The organism is Ancylobacter pratisalsi, from assembly GCF_010669125.1.
In the GTDB taxonomy this organism is placed as follows: Bacteria; Pseudomonadota; Alphaproteobacteria; order Rhizobiales; family Xanthobacteraceae; genus Ancylobacter; species Ancylobacter pratisalsi.
Window position 1 is genome coordinate 1,580,726 of sequence record NZ_CP048630.1, and the last position, 16,583, is coordinate 1,597,308.

The following is a 16,583-nucleotide window of genomic DNA, read 5'->3' on the forward strand; positions in this document are numbered from 1 at the left end:
TGTATGTAATCCATCTTCGCATACAATATCGCAACTGCGGCGAGCAAGCCCCTTCGCTTTCCCTGCGGCGTCCTGGCCGCAAAATGGCATCGCGCGACCCACATGCGCCGTCCGCCGCGCGGCCTGCGAATCCTCATTTTTCATCAGCGATTGCCTATCATTTGAGCGGCACCTCATAAAGCGCACGCTTGACAGTGTGCCGGATCGGTTTTGTATAAATAGTCTCATAAAGTGCAATCAAGTCACAAGACACTTTGAGCAACCAGAGCCATCCAGATCATACCCAGGGGACCAACATGCTTCGCACATTCGTCGCTGCCCTCGTCCTTCCGCTCGGGCTGATGCACGCCGCCGGCGCCGCCGAGCTTCCCAAGACCGGCCTCGTCGAGGCGGGCGCCCTCACCTATGGCGTCGCCGCCACTTTCGCGCCGTTCGAGTTCCAGAAAGACGGCAAGCTCACCGGCTTCGACATCGACCTGATCGATGCCCTGTCCAAGAAGCTCGGCGCCACGCCGAAGGCGATGAACATGGAGTTCAAGGGCCTGATCCCGGCGCTTCAGGGCAAACGCATCGATATCATCAACTCGGCGATGTACATGAACCCGGCCCGCGCCGAGCAGGTCGACTTCGTGCCCTACCTCAAGATCGGCAACCGGGTGATCGTGCAGGCCGGCAATCCGGCCAAGATCACCGGCCGCGACGATTCGCTTTGCGGCAAGTCCATCGCCGTCACCCTCGGCGGCATCCAGGAGAGCCAGGCCCGCGCCGACGACAAGCGCTGCCAGGACAAGGGCCTGCCGGCCGTCACCGTGCTGACGCTGCCGACCGCACAGGATTCCGCCCTGACCCTGCGCCAGGGCCGCGCCGACGCCTACTACGATTCCACCCCCGGCTCGATCACGCTGATGGAGAAGCTGCCGGACGTGTTCCTGGCGGTCGGTGAGGAATTCGAATCCAACACCTCGGTCGGCATGGCCACCCGCAAGGGCGACACGGCGATGCAGGAGGCGCTCAAGGCCGCGCTGAAGGAGATCGTCGACGACGGCACCTACAAGGCGCTCATCGCGAAGTGGCAGCTGCCCGCCACCGTATCGATCTTCAACTGATCGCATGCCGGCGGTATCCCAGCACAGGAGAAGACGCGCATGATGTCACTCGATCTGGTGTTCGAATACATCGTCTCGCCCGCCTTCTTCCACGGTGCGGCGCTGACCCTGCTCATCACGGTCACCGCACTGTTCTTTGGCATCATCGCCGGCCTCGTCATCGCCCTGATGCAGGAGACGCAGCTGCGCCCCCTGCAAGTCTTCACGCTGATCTATGTCTGGCTGTTCCGCGGCACGCCGGTGCTGTTCCAGATCATCTTCATTTACAACGTGCTGCCGAGCTTCGGCATACGCCTGTCCGCCTTCCTCAGCGCGGTGATCGCGCTGGCGCTGAACGAGGGCGCCTATATGGCGGAGATCCTGCGCTCGGGCCTCGACGCGGTGAAGAAGGGCCAGCGCACCGCGGGCCTCGCGCTCGGGCTCACCACCACGCAGATGATGCGCTTCATCGTGCTGCCCCAGGCCGCCCGCATCGTGCTGCCGCCGATGGGCAACCAGATGATCGGCATGCTGAAGACCAGCGCGCTGGTCTCGGTCATCGCCGTCGAGGAGCTCCTCCTCGTCGCCAACCAGACCGCCAGTGCCTCGTTCCGCTATCTCGAAGCGCTCACCGCCGCCGGCGTCTACTACCTCGCGCTGACGACGATCTTCATGGTGCTGCAAGCCATGCTGGAGCGCAGTCTGGACCCCAAGAGGCGCCGTCGCGAGAAGCGCCCGCTGCTCGACAGGCTCCTCATGGCAGCGGAGAGGGCGGATGTCCGCTGAGGAAACCCACATGCCACACCCCGAACATGACACGACTCGGACCACGACCCGCCCGGACGAACTGCTGCTTGAAATGGTCGGCGTCGAGAAGCAGTTCGGCCACTTCAAGGCGCTCAAGGGCTGCTCGCTCGGTGTCTCGCGCCGCGAGACCCTGGTGCTGATCGGTCCCTCGGGCTCGGGCAAGTCGACGCTGCTGCGCTGCATCAACCTGCTGGAGCCGGCCGATGGCGGGGACATCTTCTTCGAGGGCGCCAACATAACCCGCGACCTCGCCCACGCCCCGCGCATCCGTCGCGAGATCGGCATGGTGTTCCAGAATTTCGAGCTGTTCCAGCACCTCAACGCGGCCCAGAACATCATGCTGGCGCCGATGAAAGTGCTCGGTCTCTCGCGCGCCGACGCCCATGACGTCGCGCTCGACCTGCTGCGCAAGGTGCGCATACCCGACAAGGCGGAAGCCTTCCCCGACGAGCTTTCCGGCGGCCAGCAGCAACGCGTCGCCATCGCGCGCGCACTGGCGATGAAGCCCAAGCTGATGCTCTACGACGAGCCCACCTCCGCGCTCGACCCTGAGATGATCCGCGAAGTGCTCGACGTCATGGCGGATCTCAGCGCCGAGGGCATGACCAGCCTTGTGGTCACCCATGAGATGGGCTTCGCGCGGCGCGCCGCCGACAAGATCGTGTTCATGGAAGACGGAAAGATCGTCGAGACCGCCGCCAGCGAGGCCTTTTTCGGCGGCTCGGTCAATGAACGCGCCCAGCGATTCCTCGACCAGATCCTGCATTGATGAGTGCCCCCATGTCCCGTTCCGTGTCCGCCGCTCCGGATATCGCCCGCCTGAAGCGCCAGCTCGCCGAGTTGGTGGCGCTTCGCAGCGAGAACCCGCCGGGGCGCGAGTTCGAGGTCGCGCTCTATGTGCGCGACCAGCTGGCCCCGCTGGGCTTCGAGGTCGTGTTCGATGAGTTCAAGCCCGGCCGGGTGAACATCGAGGCGAAGCTCGCCAATGGCCCCGGCCCGGTGTTCGCCTTCAACACGCATATGGATGTCGTGCCGGCGGGTGAGGGCTGGAGTTCGGACCCCTTCGTTCTGCGCGAGAGCGAGGGCAGGCTCTATGGTCGCGGCGCCTGCGACTGCAAGGGTCCCCTCGCCGCCATGCTGGAAGCGGTGCGCCTGCTGGCCGCCGACCGCGCCGCCTGGTCCGGCACGCTGCTCGCCGTCTTCGTCGCCGACGAGGAGATCGCCAGCGAAGGCGCCAAGCTCTATGCGTCGCGCAAGCCCCACATCGATTTCGCGGTCGTCGGTGAACCGACGTCCAACACGGTCTATTCCGCCCACAAGGGAAGCCTGCGCCCGCTGGTCCGGGTGCTTGGCGTTCCCGCGCATTCAGGCTCGCCGCATCTGGGCGAGAACGCGATCTACCGCGCGGGTGAACTGCTCTCCCTCATCGCGCAGACGCATGAGAACGATGTGCGCCACCGCAGCCATCCCCTTGTCGGGAGCGCCAGCCTCACGGTCACGCGCATCCATGGCGGCCATGCCGACAATGTGCTGCCCGGCGCCTGCGAGTTGCTGCTCGACCGGCGGCTGGTGCCCGGCGAGGACGAAGACGCGGTAAAGGCCGACATCGCCGCGATGCTGCGCCTTGCCCATGAGCGCACCGGCCTGCGCACCGAGATCATCGAGTGGAAGCCGACCACCGGCGGGGCCACCGAGACCGCGCCCGATCGCCCAATCGTGCTGGCGAGTCTTGCCGCCTGCCGTGCCCATGCCATTGCCGAGCCGGGCCCCTTCGGCTTCCAGGGCGCGTGCGATCTAGTTCATTTCCGCTCCACCGGCGCCGAAGGCGTGGTGATCGGACCGGGCTCGCTGTCCGTGGCCCACAAGGCCGACGAATTCGTGCCGGCGGACGAATTTGCGGTGTCGAGCCTGATCTATCGCGACATCGCCAAGGCCATGCTGGCGGGCTGAACCATGCGGGCCTCACTCCATCGCGCGCTGTTGACCTATGGCGGAGGGCTGGTGCTGCACACCGCCTCTTCCGGTCGTATCGAAGGACTCGACACGCTGTTCCTGCGGCTGGAGGCGCCCGACGCGGTTGCCGTCGGCGAAGTGCGCATCAACATCGCCTATCTCAACGGCCTGGCGGCAGAGACGGTGTTGGCCGAAGCCGTGGATGTCATTGCCCGGCTGGACCTTGCTCGCAATGGCACCTCGCTGCTCGCTGAGCCACCCGCCGCCTTCGTTGAGGCGAGCGCGCCGGTGCGCACACTGATCGATTGCACGCTGCACGACCTGGTTGCGAAACAGGCCGGTGTGCCGCTCGCGGTCCATCTGGGCGCCCCGCCCGCGGACATGTTCGCTCACGCCACCAACCAGACGCTTTTCGTCTCGTCCGACAGCGCCTTCCTGGCCCGCGCCGAGGCCTATGTCGCCCGTGGTTTCACCGATCTCAAGATCCGCATCGGTGCCGGCGACATCGAGGACGATCTGCGCCGCGTGGCGCTGCTGCGCGAGCGCTTCGGAACGGGAGTGAAGCTCGCCGCCGACGCCAACGGCGCCTGGGACCTGCCGACCGCCATTGTTCATCTCGAACAGCTCGCCCGCTTCGACCTCGCCTATGTCGAGCAGCCCATTGCTCCCGGCGACTGGGCGGCGCTGGACCTTCTCGCCAAGGCGAGCCCGGTCCCGGTGATGCTCGACGAAAGCGTGAAGGGGCTCGACGACGTGCGCCGCATCGCCGAGGTCGGCAACGGACTGATGGCCCATCTGAAGCTGGTGAAGCTCGGCGGCCTCACGCCCGCGCTCCAGGCGGCCCGGCAGCTTGCCGGGGCCGACGTGCCCTTCATGATCGGCCAGATGAACGAGGGCGGGCTTGCCACCGCCGCCGCGCTCCATCTGGCCTGCGCCACCCAACCGCGCTTTGCCGAGCTCTATGGCGCCGACGGCCTCGTCGACGACCCCGCTACCGGCCTCACCTATGGCGACGGGCGCGTCATCGCGCCCGGCCTGCCGGGTCTCGGCCTTCGCTTCGATGCATCGACGACCCATCTCATCAGGGAGTTCTCATAAAATGAACGCCACCGCCAGCGTGGTCCAGGGACAGGAAACCGCCTTCCCCAAGGCCGAATACGACGCGCGAGTCGCCAAGGCCCGTCAGGGTCTCGCGGAGGCGGGTCTCGACGTGATGATCGTCACCGGCCCGGAGAACATCTTCTATCTCACCGGCCAGCAGACGCCGGGCTATTACACCTTCCAGGCTCTGGTGCTGCCGGTCGAGGGCGAGCCCTTCTTCGTGGTGCGCCAGCTCGAGTATTTCAACTTCGTCGCCAACACCTTCATCACCGATGCCTCGATCTACCAGGACACCGACGACCCCATCCGCTTCCTCGTCGCGCTGATCGAGAGCCGAGGCCTGAAGGGCAAGCGCGTCGCCATCGACAAGCGCGGCTGGTTCCTGCCGATCGCCACTTATGAGGCGCTCCAGACCGCGCTGGGCACGGTGCATGACGCCGCGGGCGTCGTGGAAAAGCTGCGCATGGTGAAGTCGCCACTGGAGGTTGAGAAGCTCGCCCGCTCCGCCGCCTATGTGGATGAAGGCCTCAAGGCCGGCCTCGCCGCCGTCCGCGTGGGCAACACCGAGAACGACATCGTCGCCGCCATGATGGGCGCGGCGATCGCGACGGGCTCGGAATATATGGGCATGGAGCCGCTTGTCTCTTCGGGCCCGCGCTGCGGTGTGCCGCACGGCACCTGGAAGCGGCGGCGGCTTGAGGCGGGCGATCCCGCCTTCCTCGAAATGGCCGCCAGCCATGACCGCTACCATGCCGCGCTGATGCGCTCGGCCTGGCTCGGCACGCCGCCCGCCGAGGCGCTCGACATGATGAAGGTCTGCCAGGAGGTGCTTGCCGCGGCGCTGGATTCAATCAAGCCGGGCGTGGCCTGCGAGGTGCCCCATATCGTCGGGCAGAAGATCATCGACGCCGCGGGCTACACCGACAATTTCCGCAAGCGGCTCGGCTACAGCGTCGGTATTTCCTTCGCGCCGGACTGGGGCGAGGGCGGCATTCTCAGCCTGAACGCCGGCGTCAAGACGCCGCTCGCGCCCGGCATGACCTTCCACCTGCCGCCGGCCCTGCGCATCTACGGCCAGTTCACCGTGGGCGTCAGCGAAACCATCGTCGTCACCGAAACCGGCTGCCGCGTGCTTGGCACGCTTGATCGCGCGCTGGTCCAGATCCCCGCCTGAAAGGCCTGAATCATGAAAGACATGGTGGAATGCCGCGCGCGCCTCGCCGGCATCTTCAACATCACCGTCACGCCGTTCCTTGCGGACGGCGCCATCGACAAGGCCGGCCTTGCCCGCTCCGTCGAGCGCGTCATCGGGCTCGGCTATGACGGCATCCTGATCGGCGGCACCTATGGCGAGTTCCCCGCCATGTCGCCGGACGAGCGGGCGGAGCTGTTCCGCACGGTGATGGACGTGGTCGGCGACCGCGTGCCCGTGATGCTGTGCTCGGCTGCCTCGGACGCGCGCACCGCGCGCGAGCTGACCCAGCTCGCCGGCGATCTCGGCGGCCTGCCGATGGTGACACCGCCCTACGTCTCCGAGGTCACCGACGGCCAGATTACGGCGTTCTTCAAGGACATGGCGCCGCTCTCGAAAACCGGGATCCTGATCTACAACGCCCCCGGCATCGGCATCACCCTGACGCCGGAGCTGATCGAACAGCTCGCCGGCATTCCCGGTGTCGTCGGCATCAAGCAGGGCGAGCTGGCGGTGACCGCTATCGACAAGATCGCCAACCGCCTCGGCGGGCGCATCAAGCTGTTCTGCGCCTCCGACCTGGCCTTCCTCGGCCCGATGATGGCGGGATTCGACGGCATCTCCTCGACCAATTCCTGCGCGCTGCCCGAGGTCATCCTCGCCACCTATCGCGCTTTGGAGGCGGGTGATGCCAACACCGCGCGCGAGCTGCACAAGTCCTGGTACGCCTTCCGCGAACTGGCGCGGCGCCACGGCCAGCCGCAGATGGTCAAGGCGGCGATGAACCTGCGCGGCTTCGATGGCGGCAAGGTGCGCCTGCCGCTGCGCGATCTCGACGCCGTCGCGACCGCCGAGGTCGCGAGCATGATGCAGGCGCTCGCCGCCGATCCGCACACCGGCGTGACGCTGAAGGCCTGAGCCGGAATTCATCGGAACAAAACAAAAGCCCGGCGGGATCACCGCCGGGCTTTTTCGTTGCCGCAACCTGAGTGACGCTCAGGCCGCCGCCTTGCGTGACAGCGCGTGGCAGGCCTGTTCGATCCGGCCGCAGGCGGCGCGCAGCGTGTCGGTGTCCACCGCATAGGCGATGCGGATATAGCCGGGCGTGCCGAAGGCCGAGCCATGCACCACGCCGACATGGGCGGCGTCGAGCAGATAGGTCGCGAAATCGAGATCGCTGGCGATCACGCGCCCATCCGGCGCGCGCGCCCCGATCATCGCCCGGCAGTCCGCGAACACATAGAACGCACCCTCCGGCACGTCGCTGGAGAGCCCGTCAATGCGCCCCAGCGCCTCAAGCACGATCGCGCGCCGTGCGCGCAGCGTGTCCAGCCACCCGGCCATGAAGCCGAGCCCGCCCTCCAGCGCCGCGATGGCGGCGCGCTGGCTGATGGTGCTCGGGTTCGAGGTGCTCTGCGACTGCAGCACCTGCATGGCGGAAATCAGCCAGGCCGGACCGCCGGCATAGCCGATGCGCCAGCCCGTCATCGAATACCCCTTTGACAGACCGTTGACCGTCAGCGTGCGCGCGCGCAGTTCAGGCGCGATCGCAGCCGGTGTTGCGAACGCGCAGTCGAAGCGCACATGCTCGTAGATGTCGTCGGCCATCACCAGCACATCGGGATGGGCCAGCAGCACGTCGGTCAGCGCCTTCATCTCCGCCGGGCTGTAGACCGCGCCGGTCGGATTGTTCGGCGAATTCAGCACCACCCAGCGCGTGCGCGCGGTAATGGCGGCGGCGAGCGCGTCGGGCGTGAGCTTCCAGCCCTGCTCCGGCGTGCAGGCGACGATGACCGGCGTGCCTTCGGCCAGACGCACCATATCGGGATAGGACACCCAATAGGGCGCGGGCACGATCACCTCGTCCCCCGGCGCCAGCGTGGCCAGGAAAGCGTTGAAGATCAGCTGCTTGGCGCCAGCGCCCGCAATCACCTCGTCATCGGCGTAGATGAGGGCGTTCTCGCGCGCGAACTTGGACCGTATCGCCGCCTTCAGCGCCGCCGTACCTGAAACCGCCGTGTACTTGGTGTCGCCGTCCTCGATCGCGGCGATGCCGGCGGCGCAAATCGCTGGCGGCGTCGGGAAGTCCAGCTCGCCCTCGCCCAGATTGACCACGGCGTGGCCCTGCGCCGTCAAAGCCCTGACCTTGTTGGAAATTTCAGCGGTGGGCGACGAACCGGCACCGCTCATTCGCGGCGCAAGCCGGGCGTGGGACATCGAACGAACTCCTCATGCAAGAAGCCGTCATTGTATATATTGCTTCAAAAAGTGCAATTATGGATCGGCCAATTCCGCCGGAATCCGTCGCTTGCCCGCCCTACCAGCCGCTGGCGCCCGTCGAGGTACGATGAGCCTGGAACAGCCTCTTGCTCAGGATGGCGTGGACACCCCAATTGCCGTCGACCACCTGGGTGATACCGAAATCCACCGCCGCCGACATCAGCGCAATCGCCTCGTCCTCGTCGAGGCCCTTCGTGGTCATCAGGAAGCGGCGCATCTTGCGGAAGGCATCGCGCATGGCGAGGTCGAGTGAGGACTTATTGTAGACCTCGCTCTGCCCGTTGGCGCCGAATTCGGCGAGATAGTTGGGGTGGCTGAAGCCGGTCAGGATCCAGTCATCGGGGGTCTCGATCAGCGGGTAGGTCAGATCGCTGAGCACGGTTCCCGCCGTATCGGCCTTCTTGTGCAGCACCACGCGGAAGGTGCCCGTCATCGAACATTCGATCGCGGTGCCGCTCAGTTCGCCATCGCCCTGTGTGGCGTGGGGATCGCCGACCGACAGCAGTGCGCCGGGCACGGAGACCGGCAGATACACGGTCGCGCCCTTACCCAGCCGCCAATTGTCGAGGTTTCCGCCGAAATAGGCCGGCGGCACGGAATCGACCAGGTCCGCTTCGCGCGGGGCGACGGCGATGACGCCGAAATGCGGGCGCAGCGGTATCCGCACCCCCGACAGCACATTCGTGCGCAGCGTGACCGAGCCGGGATCCACGGGAACGCCGGGATAATCGTAGAGCGCATGGCGTACCCCGAAGGGGTCGGTTTGCGGCTCCCAGCGAAAGGCATGCACGGCCTCGGCATAGGGCGCGTCGGTATCGGCGAAGATCTCGTAGATCGTCACCGTCTCGCGCGGGCGCGGTTCGGCCAGGAACTCGGAGTAGTGATAGCCCCACCACGCGGCCACGCTGCTGCCGAAGACGCGGCCTTCGAAGCACGGGTTCAGCGAGCGGCGCGGCGCGATGTCGAGAATGTGCACCTCGAGCACGTCTCCCGGCTCGGCCCCGCGCACGGCGATGGGCCCTGTGCAGATGTGCACGCCGAACCCCTCGCCGGCGCCGCGCCCGAACACCGAGGCATCCATCGGGCCGGCCCCGCGCCGGTCGACATTCTTGGCGTTCGCGGTCCAGTGGAACACGCTCTCCGCGCCCACATCGCCCCGGATCATCCGCTCCGCATCGTCGGAGGCGTGCTGCGTCAGGGTCTCGACGGTGACGATATCGCCCGAACCGATCTCGATGGTGGGCTTGAGCGACCGGCTGAAATACCCCCAATGCACCGTCGTCGCGTCAACCGCCAGATGGTGGTGGATCGGGGCTTTTGCGGGCTCCGGTAGCCGCACCTCCCGCCCGGATGCAACGGGCGCGCGATCACTCCCCTCGCCCCGCCCCTGCGAGGCGCGCAACTGCACCAGCGCCTGCTGCGGCCATCCCCGGTGTCCACCGGTGGCGACGCTCGCGGTTTGGCGATCGACCTCGCGCCGGCGCAACTCTCGCGGCGGCAGTCCGAAACGCTCGCGGAACAGGCGGCTGAAATGCGCCGAATCCGAAAAGCCCGACCGATAGGCGATCTCCGAGATCGGCACCGCGCTTTCCGCCGGATTGACGAGATCGTGCCAGGCCCGCTGAAGCCGCCGCTCACGCACATAATGGCTGAAGCTGTCGCCCGTACCCTCGAACAGCTTCTGCACATAGCGCTCGGAAATACCCTCGCTGCTCGCAATCTCCGAGATGGAGAGGCTCTCGCTCGCAAGGCTCCGTTCGATGGTGGCATAGAGCCGCTGCAACAGCGCCGAGCGGCTCGACGAGGTGTCGATCCTGTCGGCCGAAAGCTCGGTGGCCAGCGCCAGCAGCAATTCAGATGCGCCCTGCGCCACCGCTTCCCATTCCGGCTCGGAGAAGCGATCGAGCGAGTCGGCCGCGGCCTGGAGGGTGCGGGCCAGTACGTCGGGCAGCCCCTCGGGATCGAGGATTCGCGGCTGCATCAGGTGCAGCGCGGCGATCTTGCGCCCGCGAAACACGTCTGCCGGTACCGCCAGCGCGATCGCGCGCAGCCCGCGCGGGAACTGCACCTGCCAATCGCCGCTGCGCGGACCGAGGATCAGCTGCCCGGCCCGCAGGATCGTACGGCCCTCCGCCGCATGCACCACCGAGCCGCCTTCCAGCGGCAGGAGCAGCAGCGGCAGGCCCGCACCTCCATGCGTCGGCCGCAGCAACGGGGCGTCGGCCGACAGCCGGCCGAGCCGGACCCCGAGCGAGGAAACGCGGCACATGGCGCTCGCATGCGCGGCAAGGCCGGCGCGCGGCGCGAGTGACTGGAGACCGAATCCCCCGAGAACCTCCTGCCACGCGCGCTCACGGGCGTCCTCGGAATAGGATTCGCTCGTGAACGGCTGTGCATTCATGGCTCGAACCCCGGACTAAAGGTTCGATGAAGCAAGGATCATGCCCTCGGGGTCAGCCCTGACCTCGGGTTAAACCGAGGTGCGCCCGGCGAAGATCGCCTTGCGGATCGAGCCCGTCACGCCCCAGTTGGCGTCGACAACCTGGGTCACCGCGAAATCGGCCGCCACCGACATCAGCGAGATCGCCTCGTCCTCGGACAGCTTGTGCACCGTCATCAGGAAACGGCGCAGCTTGCGGAAGGCGTCGCGCATGGCGGTGTCGAGGCTGCCCCGCGTCAGGATTTCCTGCTGCGGGTCGGGGCCGAGCTCGGCGAGGTAGTTGGTGACGCTGAAGCCGTAGACCGACCACAGGTCCTCGGTCTCCAGCAGCGGGTGGGTCAGGCCTTCCAGCACGGTCCCGGGCAGATCGGCCTTCTTGTGCAGGATGAACTCGAACTCGCCGGTGAGCGAGATCTCGACCGCCGTCCCGGAGAGCTCGCTGTCGCCCTGCGAGGCATGGGCGTCGCCGCAGGAGAACAGTCCGCCGGGCACGGCGACGGGGTAGTACATCCGCGCGCCCTTGGCGATGCGCCAGTCATCCATGTTGCCGCCGGTGTAGTTCGGCGGGATCGTGCTGACACAGTCCACTTCGGCGGGAGCGAGGCCCATGGTGCCGAAATGCAGCCGCGCCGGCACCTTGATGCCCGCCAGCACGTCGTTCTTCTTGGTGATCGTGGCATGGTCGACGCGCACGCCGGGGTAATCGATCGTGGCGTGAACGATGCCGTCCGGGTCGGTCTGGGGGGTCCACACATAGGAGTACAGCGCCTTGACGGCGGCCTCGGCCATGTCGAGCTCGTAAATGGTCACGGTCTCGCGCGGCGTCGGGCCCTCGACAAGGTCGTTGTACTGGAAGCCCCAGTTCGCCGCCGGGTTGGAGCCGAAGAAGCGGCCGGCATAGCCGGGGTTGGCGCTCGGGCGCGGATAGGTGTCGATAACGCGCACCTCGATGATGTCGCCCGGCTCGGCGCCCTCGATCGCGATCGGCCCGGTGAGCAGATGCACCCCCAGCCCCTCGCCGTCACCATGGGTGAACGGCCCCTCGGTGGGGCCGGCGCCGCGGCGGCGCAGGGTCTTGGCGTCCTTGGTCCAGAGAAAGATCTCCTCGGCCGCCGCGTCCCCCGCGATCATGCGCTCATAGTCGTCATTGGCATGATGGGTGATGGTCTCGATCACCGCGCTGTCACCGGACTTCAGCGTCAGAACGGGTGTCAGCGAGCGGCTGAAATAGCCCCAATGGACGGTCTCGGGTGTGGCAGGCAGGTGATGCTTGGTCATGGGAAACCTCGGTGTGGAAACGACAGGACACGACGACGCGGGGGAGCCGGCCGGCGCGGCCTATTCGGCGTTCATCTTGCTGAGAAAGCGTGCGGTGAGCGGATGGCGGGGCGTGTTGAGAACCTGATCGGCCGGCCCCTCCTCCACGATCGATCCGCCGGCGAGGAACACCACGCGGTCCGCGACATCGCCCGCGAAGCGCAGCTGGTGGGTCGAGATGATCATGGCGAGCCCCTCTTCGACCGCCAGGCGCTGGATCACTTCCAGCACCTCGCTGACGAGTTCCGGGTCGAGCGCGGAAGTCGGCTCGTCGAGCAGCAGCACGCTCGGGCCCGGCGCCACCGCGCGGGCAATGGCGACGCGCTGCTGCTGGCCGCCGGACAGGTGCCGGGGCAGCGCATCCGCGCGGTGCGCAAGGCCGACGCGCTCAAGCAGCTGCTGCGCGCGCCGGTCGGCATCGAGACGCGAGAGCCCCTGTACCCAGCGCAGCGGACCGGCGATGTTCTCCCGCGCCGACAGGTGACCGAACAGGTTGAACTGCTGGAACACCATGCCCACGCCCACACTGGCGCGCATCTGCGCGGTCGCGCGCGGCGAGAGGGCGTGGCCGGCCTCGTCGGTGCCGAGCAGCTGGCCGCCGACACGGATGCTGCCCTCGTCCCAGCCTTCGAGCCGGTTGATGCAGCGCAGAAGCGTGCTCTTGCCTGAACCGGAAGGCCCGAGCAGCGCCACGACCTCGCCGGTCCGCACGGTGAGATCGACACCGCCGAGCACCGTCTGCGCGCCGTAGCGCTTGTGAAGGCCCCGGACCTCAACCGCGACCACATTGCCGGCGAGGCGCTGCGCGCGCGCCGCGCGGTCGATGCCGTGCGCGGTCTGGCTCGCCACCTTGGACGAGGCAGGCGGCAGCGGGTCGGTGGCGGTCTCGGTTGGATCCGCGCCCGCGACGTCCGGCGGCGTCGGCGGCGTCGGCGCGGACATGGGGCCGCCGGCGGTGGCGAGCGCGGGCTCTGTCCGGCCCGGCAGCAGCGCGCGCAGGAAGCGGGAAAGCTGTTCGCGCGGTGGCGGGCGGTCGAGGTCGAGCAGCATCTCCACGACGATCTGGATCACCGCGACCGCGCCGGTCAGCACCAGATACATCAGGCCCGAGGCGAAAAAGATGGAGAAGAAGTCGAAGGTCGCCGAGGCGAGCTGGGTCGAGCGCAGGGTCAGCTCCTGCACCGCCACGACCGAGGCAAGCGAGGAGTTCTTGAGCGCGCTCACGGTCTCGTTGCCGAGCGCGGGCACCATGGAGCGGATCGCCTGCGGGGCGATCACACGGCGCATGATCGCGGCCGGCGTCATGCCCAGCGCCTGTCCGGCGCTGATCTGGCCGCGATCGACCCCGATAACGTTGGAGCGCAGGATCTCGGCGATGAACGGCGCCTCGTTGAGCGCGAGCGCGAGACCGGCGGCGGAAATGGCGGTGAGCTTGATCCCGATCAGCGGCAGCGCGTTGTAGCAGAACACCATCTGGAGGATCAGCGGCGTGCCCCGGAAGATGATCGAGTAGCCACGCGCGATGATGGCGAGGGCACGGAAGCGGCTGAGTTGCATCCAGGCCAGCACGACGCCCATGGCGAGGCCGCCGAGAAGGCCGAGCACGGTGATAAGCAGGGTGTAGCCGACCCCGTCGAGAAGGTACGGCATGCTCAGATAGTGAATGAAGAGATCCATCGGCGTCCTTCACGGCTCGCTGGCGGAGCGGCACGGTGCGGCACTGTCGGTCGCGGAAAAGCCATGCGATGGCGCGCGGGGCGCCACCGGTACGGAAGGCGGCGGCATCCGCCGCCAATGCACCACCCCGGAACCCTCTCCCCGTCGGGGGAGAGGGCACGCGGCAAGGGTCAGTCGGCGAGCACCAGCTTGGGGGCTTCCATCTGGTCGGTCGGCAGGTTCCACTTCTTCATCATCTCGGCCTGCATGCCGGACTTCTGGATCTCGGTCAGCGCGGCCATCACCGCGTCGCGGAACTCGACATTGTTGCGGGGCACGGCGATGCCGACCGAATAGGGCAGCGTGACCGCGGTGGCCTTGGACAGCTTGTCGGGATAGGCCTTCACCGCGCCATCGACAGTGTTCACGTCGTTGATGTAGGTGTCGGCGCGCCCGGCCAGGATGGCCTGGATGCAGTTCGCATTATTGTCGAACAGCAGGATTTCCGGCGCCGGCTTGCCGGCCTTCTTGCACTCGGCTTCCAGCGCCTGGATCAGCGGCACCTCGACATAGCCGGTGTTCTCGGCCGCGACCGTGCCGCAGAGCGACATGTCGATGCCGGTAATGCCCTTCGGGTTGTCCTTGGCGACCAGCACGCCGTCGAACACCTTGAGATAGGTGATGAAATCCGCCGCCTTGGCGCGGTCCTTGGTGGCATAGATATCGGAGATCACGATGTCGGCCTGCCCGGCCTGCAGCGTGGTCAGCAGCGAGGCGAAGGTTACCGCCTTGTAGGTGAGCTTGAAGCCAAGGCAGTCGCCGATCGCCTCACCCAGATCGATGTCGAAGCCGATGTAGTTGGTCGGATTGTTGGGGTCGATGGTCTCGTAACCCGGCGTGTGCGGGTTGATGGCGTTGACGAGCGTCTTGCCCTTCAGCGAGGGATATTTCGCCTGCAGCGCCGCGCAGGCCTCCGGGGCGGCCGCCTCGGCCTTCCGGGGCAGCGCGCCGGCTGCGACGGCGATGGCGAGAATGGCGAAGAGTGCGCCCTTGAGGCGCGGCGCGGCGCCCATCGGGCGCACACCGAAATGCCTGTCGAGATTACGTGCCACTGATGCTTCTCCTCTGCTTCCGCGTCCGCATGGCCACGGGGACGGGTACCGGGAGAGCAGTGTCGCGCAGACGCGCCGCGCCGACTTGTCTGCGGGCGCACCGATTGTTGGATTGGCGACTGCCAACTTTGAGGCAGAGTTTGCCTATGTTCTAGGCGGCTAAGTCCTCCGGCGCCAAGGCGCCGGGGCCGTTGCCAGCCTTGGCGAGGCGCCGCCCCCTGGGCCGGCGGAAGGCTCAGAGCCGGTAGGCGGAACGCGCGAGGCCACCCGCGAGCAGCGGCGCGATCTCAAAGGCCTCGTCCTCGTCGAGGCGGTGGGTCATCACCAGCCCGGCCAGAAACGCGCTGTCGACGCGCCGGCTGACATCGTGGCGCGCCGGGATCGAGCACAGCGCACGGGTATCGTCGTTGAAGCCGGCGGTGTTCATGAAGCCGGCGGTCTCGGTCACGCTGTCGCGGTAGCGGCGGATGCCCTCGAAACTGTCGTGGAACCACCAGGGCGGGCCCAGCAGCAGGCTGGGATAGGCGCCCGCCAGCGGCGCCAGCTCGCGCGTATAGACGCTCTCGTCCAGCGTGAAGAGGATGAGCCGCAGGCCGGGATCCATGCCCACCGCGTCGAGCAGCGGCTTGAGCGCGGCGGTGAAGCTGACCGGCTGGGGAATGTCGAAACCCCGGTCGCGTCCATAGGTGCCGAACACATGGGCGCTGTGGTTGCGGAACGAGCCGGCGTGGAGCTGCATCACCAGCCCGTCCTGCGCCGACAGGCGCGCCATTTCGGTCAGCATCTGCGCGCGAAACAGCTCGGCCTCGCCCGCATTCGCCCGGCCCCCGAGCACGCGCTGGTAGAGGGCGGAAATCTCGGCCTCCGGCAAATCGGCGGTCAGTGGCGTGGGATGGCCGTGGTCGGTGGCGGTCGCGCCCATCGAGCGGAAGAAATCCCGCCGCCGGCCATGCGCTTCCAGATAGCCCTGCCAGGTGCCGATGTCGCAGCCGGCCAGCTCGCCCAGCCGCTCGACATTGCCGCGGAAGCCCTCGAAATCGGGATCCACGACGGAATCGGGCCGATAGGTCGGCACCACGCGGCCGTTCCAGCCCGACGCCCGCACCGCCTTGTGCCAGGCCAGATCGTCGAGCGCGGTGTCGGTCGTGGCGATCACCTCTATGCCGAAGCGCTCGAACAGTGCGCGCGGGCGATAGGCCGGATCGGCGAGCCGCTCGCTGATGGCATGATAATGATCGTCGGCATTGGCCGGGCTGAGCCGCGCGTCGAGGCCAAACACCTCCGAGAGCGCATGGTCGATCCACAGCCGCGAAGGCGTGCCACGGAACAGGTGATAGTGCTCGGCAAAGCAGCGCCAGATCGCGCGCGGGTCGGCCTCGCATCCCGCTCCGATCCCCAGCGCCTCATAGCTCACCCCCTGGCTCACCAGCATGCGCACCACATAGTGGTCGGGCGTGACGAACAGTTCCGCCGGGTTGGCGAAGGCGGGGTTTTCGCCCCACCAGCGCGGGTCGGTATGGCCATGGGGCGAGACGATCGGCAGATGCGCGACGTCGGCGAACAGGCGCCGCGCGAGCGCGCGGGTGTCGGGGTCAGCCGGCAGCAGACGGTCGGGATGCAACAGCATGGCGTTTCCTCAG

Annotated in this window: 13 protein-coding genes; 7 read left to right on the forward strand and 6 right to left on the reverse strand. The window is 67.3% G+C overall.

Going from position 1 to position 16,583, the window contains the following annotated elements:
• Window positions 1–296 precede the first annotated feature (296 nt).
• The 7 genes from G3A50_RS07565 to G3A50_RS07595 are packed head-to-tail and all read left to right on the forward strand — an operon-like array spanning window position 297 to window position 7,056.
• Complete coding sequence (locus tag G3A50_RS07565; RefSeq protein ID WP_163074676.1) at window positions 297–1,106, forward strand: ABC transporter substrate-binding protein; 810 nt, start codon at window positions 297–299, stop codon at window positions 1,104–1,106.
• Between the two features lie 39 nt (window positions 1,107–1,145).
• Window positions 1,146–1,871, forward strand: coding sequence for an amino acid ABC transporter permease (locus tag G3A50_RS07570; protein ID WP_246252219.1), 726 nt, complete (start codon window positions 1,146–1,148; stop codon window positions 1,869–1,871).
• 10 nt (window positions 1,872–1,881) lie between these two features.
• On the forward strand, window positions 1,882–2,661 hold the full coding sequence (locus G3A50_RS07575; RefSeq protein ID WP_163077415.1) for an amino acid ABC transporter ATP-binding protein: 780 nt from the start codon (window positions 1,882–1,884) through the stop codon (window positions 2,659–2,661).
• A gap of 11 nt (window positions 2,662–2,672) precedes the next feature.
• The gene (locus tag G3A50_RS07580) at window positions 2,673–3,842 is read left to right on the forward strand and encodes a M20 family metallopeptidase (protein ID WP_425483453.1); all 1,170 of its coding nucleotides are present in this window, start codon (window positions 2,673–2,675) and stop codon (window positions 3,840–3,842) included.
• A gap of 3 nt (window positions 3,843–3,845) precedes the next feature.
• Window positions 3,846–4,943, forward strand: a complete 1,098-nt coding sequence (locus G3A50_RS07585; RefSeq protein WP_163074677.1) for a mandelate racemase/muconate lactonizing enzyme family protein — start codon at window positions 3,846–3,848, stop codon at window positions 4,941–4,943.
• A 1-nt stretch (window position 4,944) separates the two neighbouring features.
• The gene (locus G3A50_RS07590; RefSeq protein WP_163074678.1) at window positions 4,945–6,120 is read left to right on the forward strand and encodes a M24 family metallopeptidase; all 1,176 of its coding nucleotides are present in this window, start codon (window positions 4,945–4,947) and stop codon (window positions 6,118–6,120) included.
• Window positions 6,121–6,132: 12 nt separating this feature from the next.
• Window positions 6,133–7,056 (forward strand): dihydrodipicolinate synthase family protein, encoded by a 924-nt coding sequence (locus G3A50_RS07595; protein WP_163074679.1) that lies wholly within the window; start codon window positions 6,133–6,135, stop codon window positions 7,054–7,056.
• A 78-nt stretch (window positions 7,057–7,134) separates the two neighbouring features.
• Here G3A50_RS07595 and G3A50_RS07600 read toward each other — a convergent pair whose 3' ends face one another.
• The 6 genes from G3A50_RS07600 to uxaC all read right to left on the reverse strand — a co-directional run bounded on the left by G3A50_RS07600 (window position 7,135) and on the right by uxaC (window position 16,570).
• Window positions 7,135–8,355, reverse strand: a complete 1,221-nt coding sequence (locus tag G3A50_RS07600; RefSeq protein WP_163074680.1) for a pyridoxal phosphate-dependent aminotransferase — start codon at window positions 8,353–8,355, stop codon at window positions 7,135–7,137.
• A gap of 100 nt (window positions 8,356–8,455) precedes the next feature.
• Entirely contained in the window at window positions 8,456–10,819 is a 2,364-nt protein-coding gene (locus tag G3A50_RS07605) for an acetamidase/formamidase family protein (protein ID WP_163074681.1), read from the reverse strand.
• Window positions 10,820–10,888: 69 nt separating this feature from the next.
• On the reverse strand, window positions 10,889–12,136 hold the full coding sequence (locus G3A50_RS07610; protein ID WP_163074682.1) for an acetamidase/formamidase family protein: 1,248 nt from the start codon (window positions 12,134–12,136) through the stop codon (window positions 10,889–10,891).
• Between the two features lie 60 nt (window positions 12,137–12,196).
• A complete protein-coding gene (locus G3A50_RS07615) occupies window positions 12,197–13,852 on the reverse strand; it encodes an amino acid ABC transporter permease/ATP-binding protein (RefSeq protein WP_163074683.1) in 1,656 nt (551 codons plus the stop codon).
• A gap of 170 nt (window positions 13,853–14,022) precedes the next feature.
• Window positions 14,023–14,904, reverse strand: coding sequence for an ABC transporter substrate-binding protein (locus tag G3A50_RS07620; protein WP_163077419.1), 882 nt, complete (start codon window positions 14,902–14,904; stop codon window positions 14,023–14,025).
• Window positions 14,905–15,178: 274 nt separating this feature from the next.
• The gene (uxaC, locus tag G3A50_RS07625) at window positions 15,179–16,570 is read right to left on the reverse strand and encodes a glucuronate isomerase (RefSeq protein WP_163074684.1); all 1,392 of its coding nucleotides are present in this window, start codon (window positions 16,568–16,570) and stop codon (window positions 15,179–15,181) included.
• Between the last annotated feature and the right edge of the window lie 13 nt (window positions 16,571–16,583).

Coding starts and splice junctions, on each gene's coding strand:
- G3A50_RS07590 (WP_163074678.1), top strand. CDS start 4,945: ATGAACGCCACCGCCAGCGTGGTCCAGGGACAGGAAACCGCCTTCCCC.
- G3A50_RS07620 (WP_163077419.1), bottom strand. CDS start 14,904: ATGGGCGCCGCGCCGCGCCTCAAGGGCGCACTCTTCGCCATTCTCGCC.
- G3A50_RS07585 (WP_163074677.1), top strand. CDS start 3,846: ATGCGGGCCTCACTCCATCGCGCGCTGTTGACCTATGGCGGAGGGCTG.
- G3A50_RS07580 (WP_425483453.1), top strand. CDS start 2,673: ATGTCCCGTTCCGTGTCCGCCGCTCCGGATATCGCCCGCCTGAAGCGC.
- G3A50_RS07565 (WP_163074676.1), top strand. CDS start 297: ATGCTTCGCACATTCGTCGCTGCCCTCGTCCTTCCGCTCGGGCTGATG.
- G3A50_RS07600 (WP_163074680.1), bottom strand. CDS start 8,355: ATGTCCCACGCCCGGCTTGCGCCGCGAATGAGCGGTGCCGGTTCGTCG.
- G3A50_RS07595 (WP_163074679.1), top strand. CDS start 6,133: ATGAAAGACATGGTGGAATGCCGCGCGCGCCTCGCCGGCATCTTCAAC.
- G3A50_RS07615 (WP_163074683.1), bottom strand. CDS start 13,852: ATGGATCTCTTCATTCACTATCTGAGCATGCCGTACCTTCTCGACGGG.
- G3A50_RS07610 (WP_163074682.1), bottom strand. CDS start 12,136: ATGACCAAGCATCACCTGCCTGCCACACCCGAGACCGTCCATTGGGGC.
- uxaC (WP_163074684.1), bottom strand. CDS start 16,570: ATGCTGTTGCATCCCGACCGTCTGCTGCCGGCTGACCCCGACACCCGC.
- G3A50_RS07570 (WP_246252219.1), top strand. CDS start 1,146: ATGATGTCACTCGATCTGGTGTTCGAATACATCGTCTCGCCCGCCTTC.
- G3A50_RS07575 (WP_163077415.1), top strand. CDS start 1,882: ATGCCACACCCCGAACATGACACGACTCGGACCACGACCCGCCCGGAC.
- G3A50_RS07605 (WP_163074681.1), bottom strand. CDS start 10,819: ATGAATGCACAGCCGTTCACGAGCGAATCCTATTCCGAGGACGCCCGT.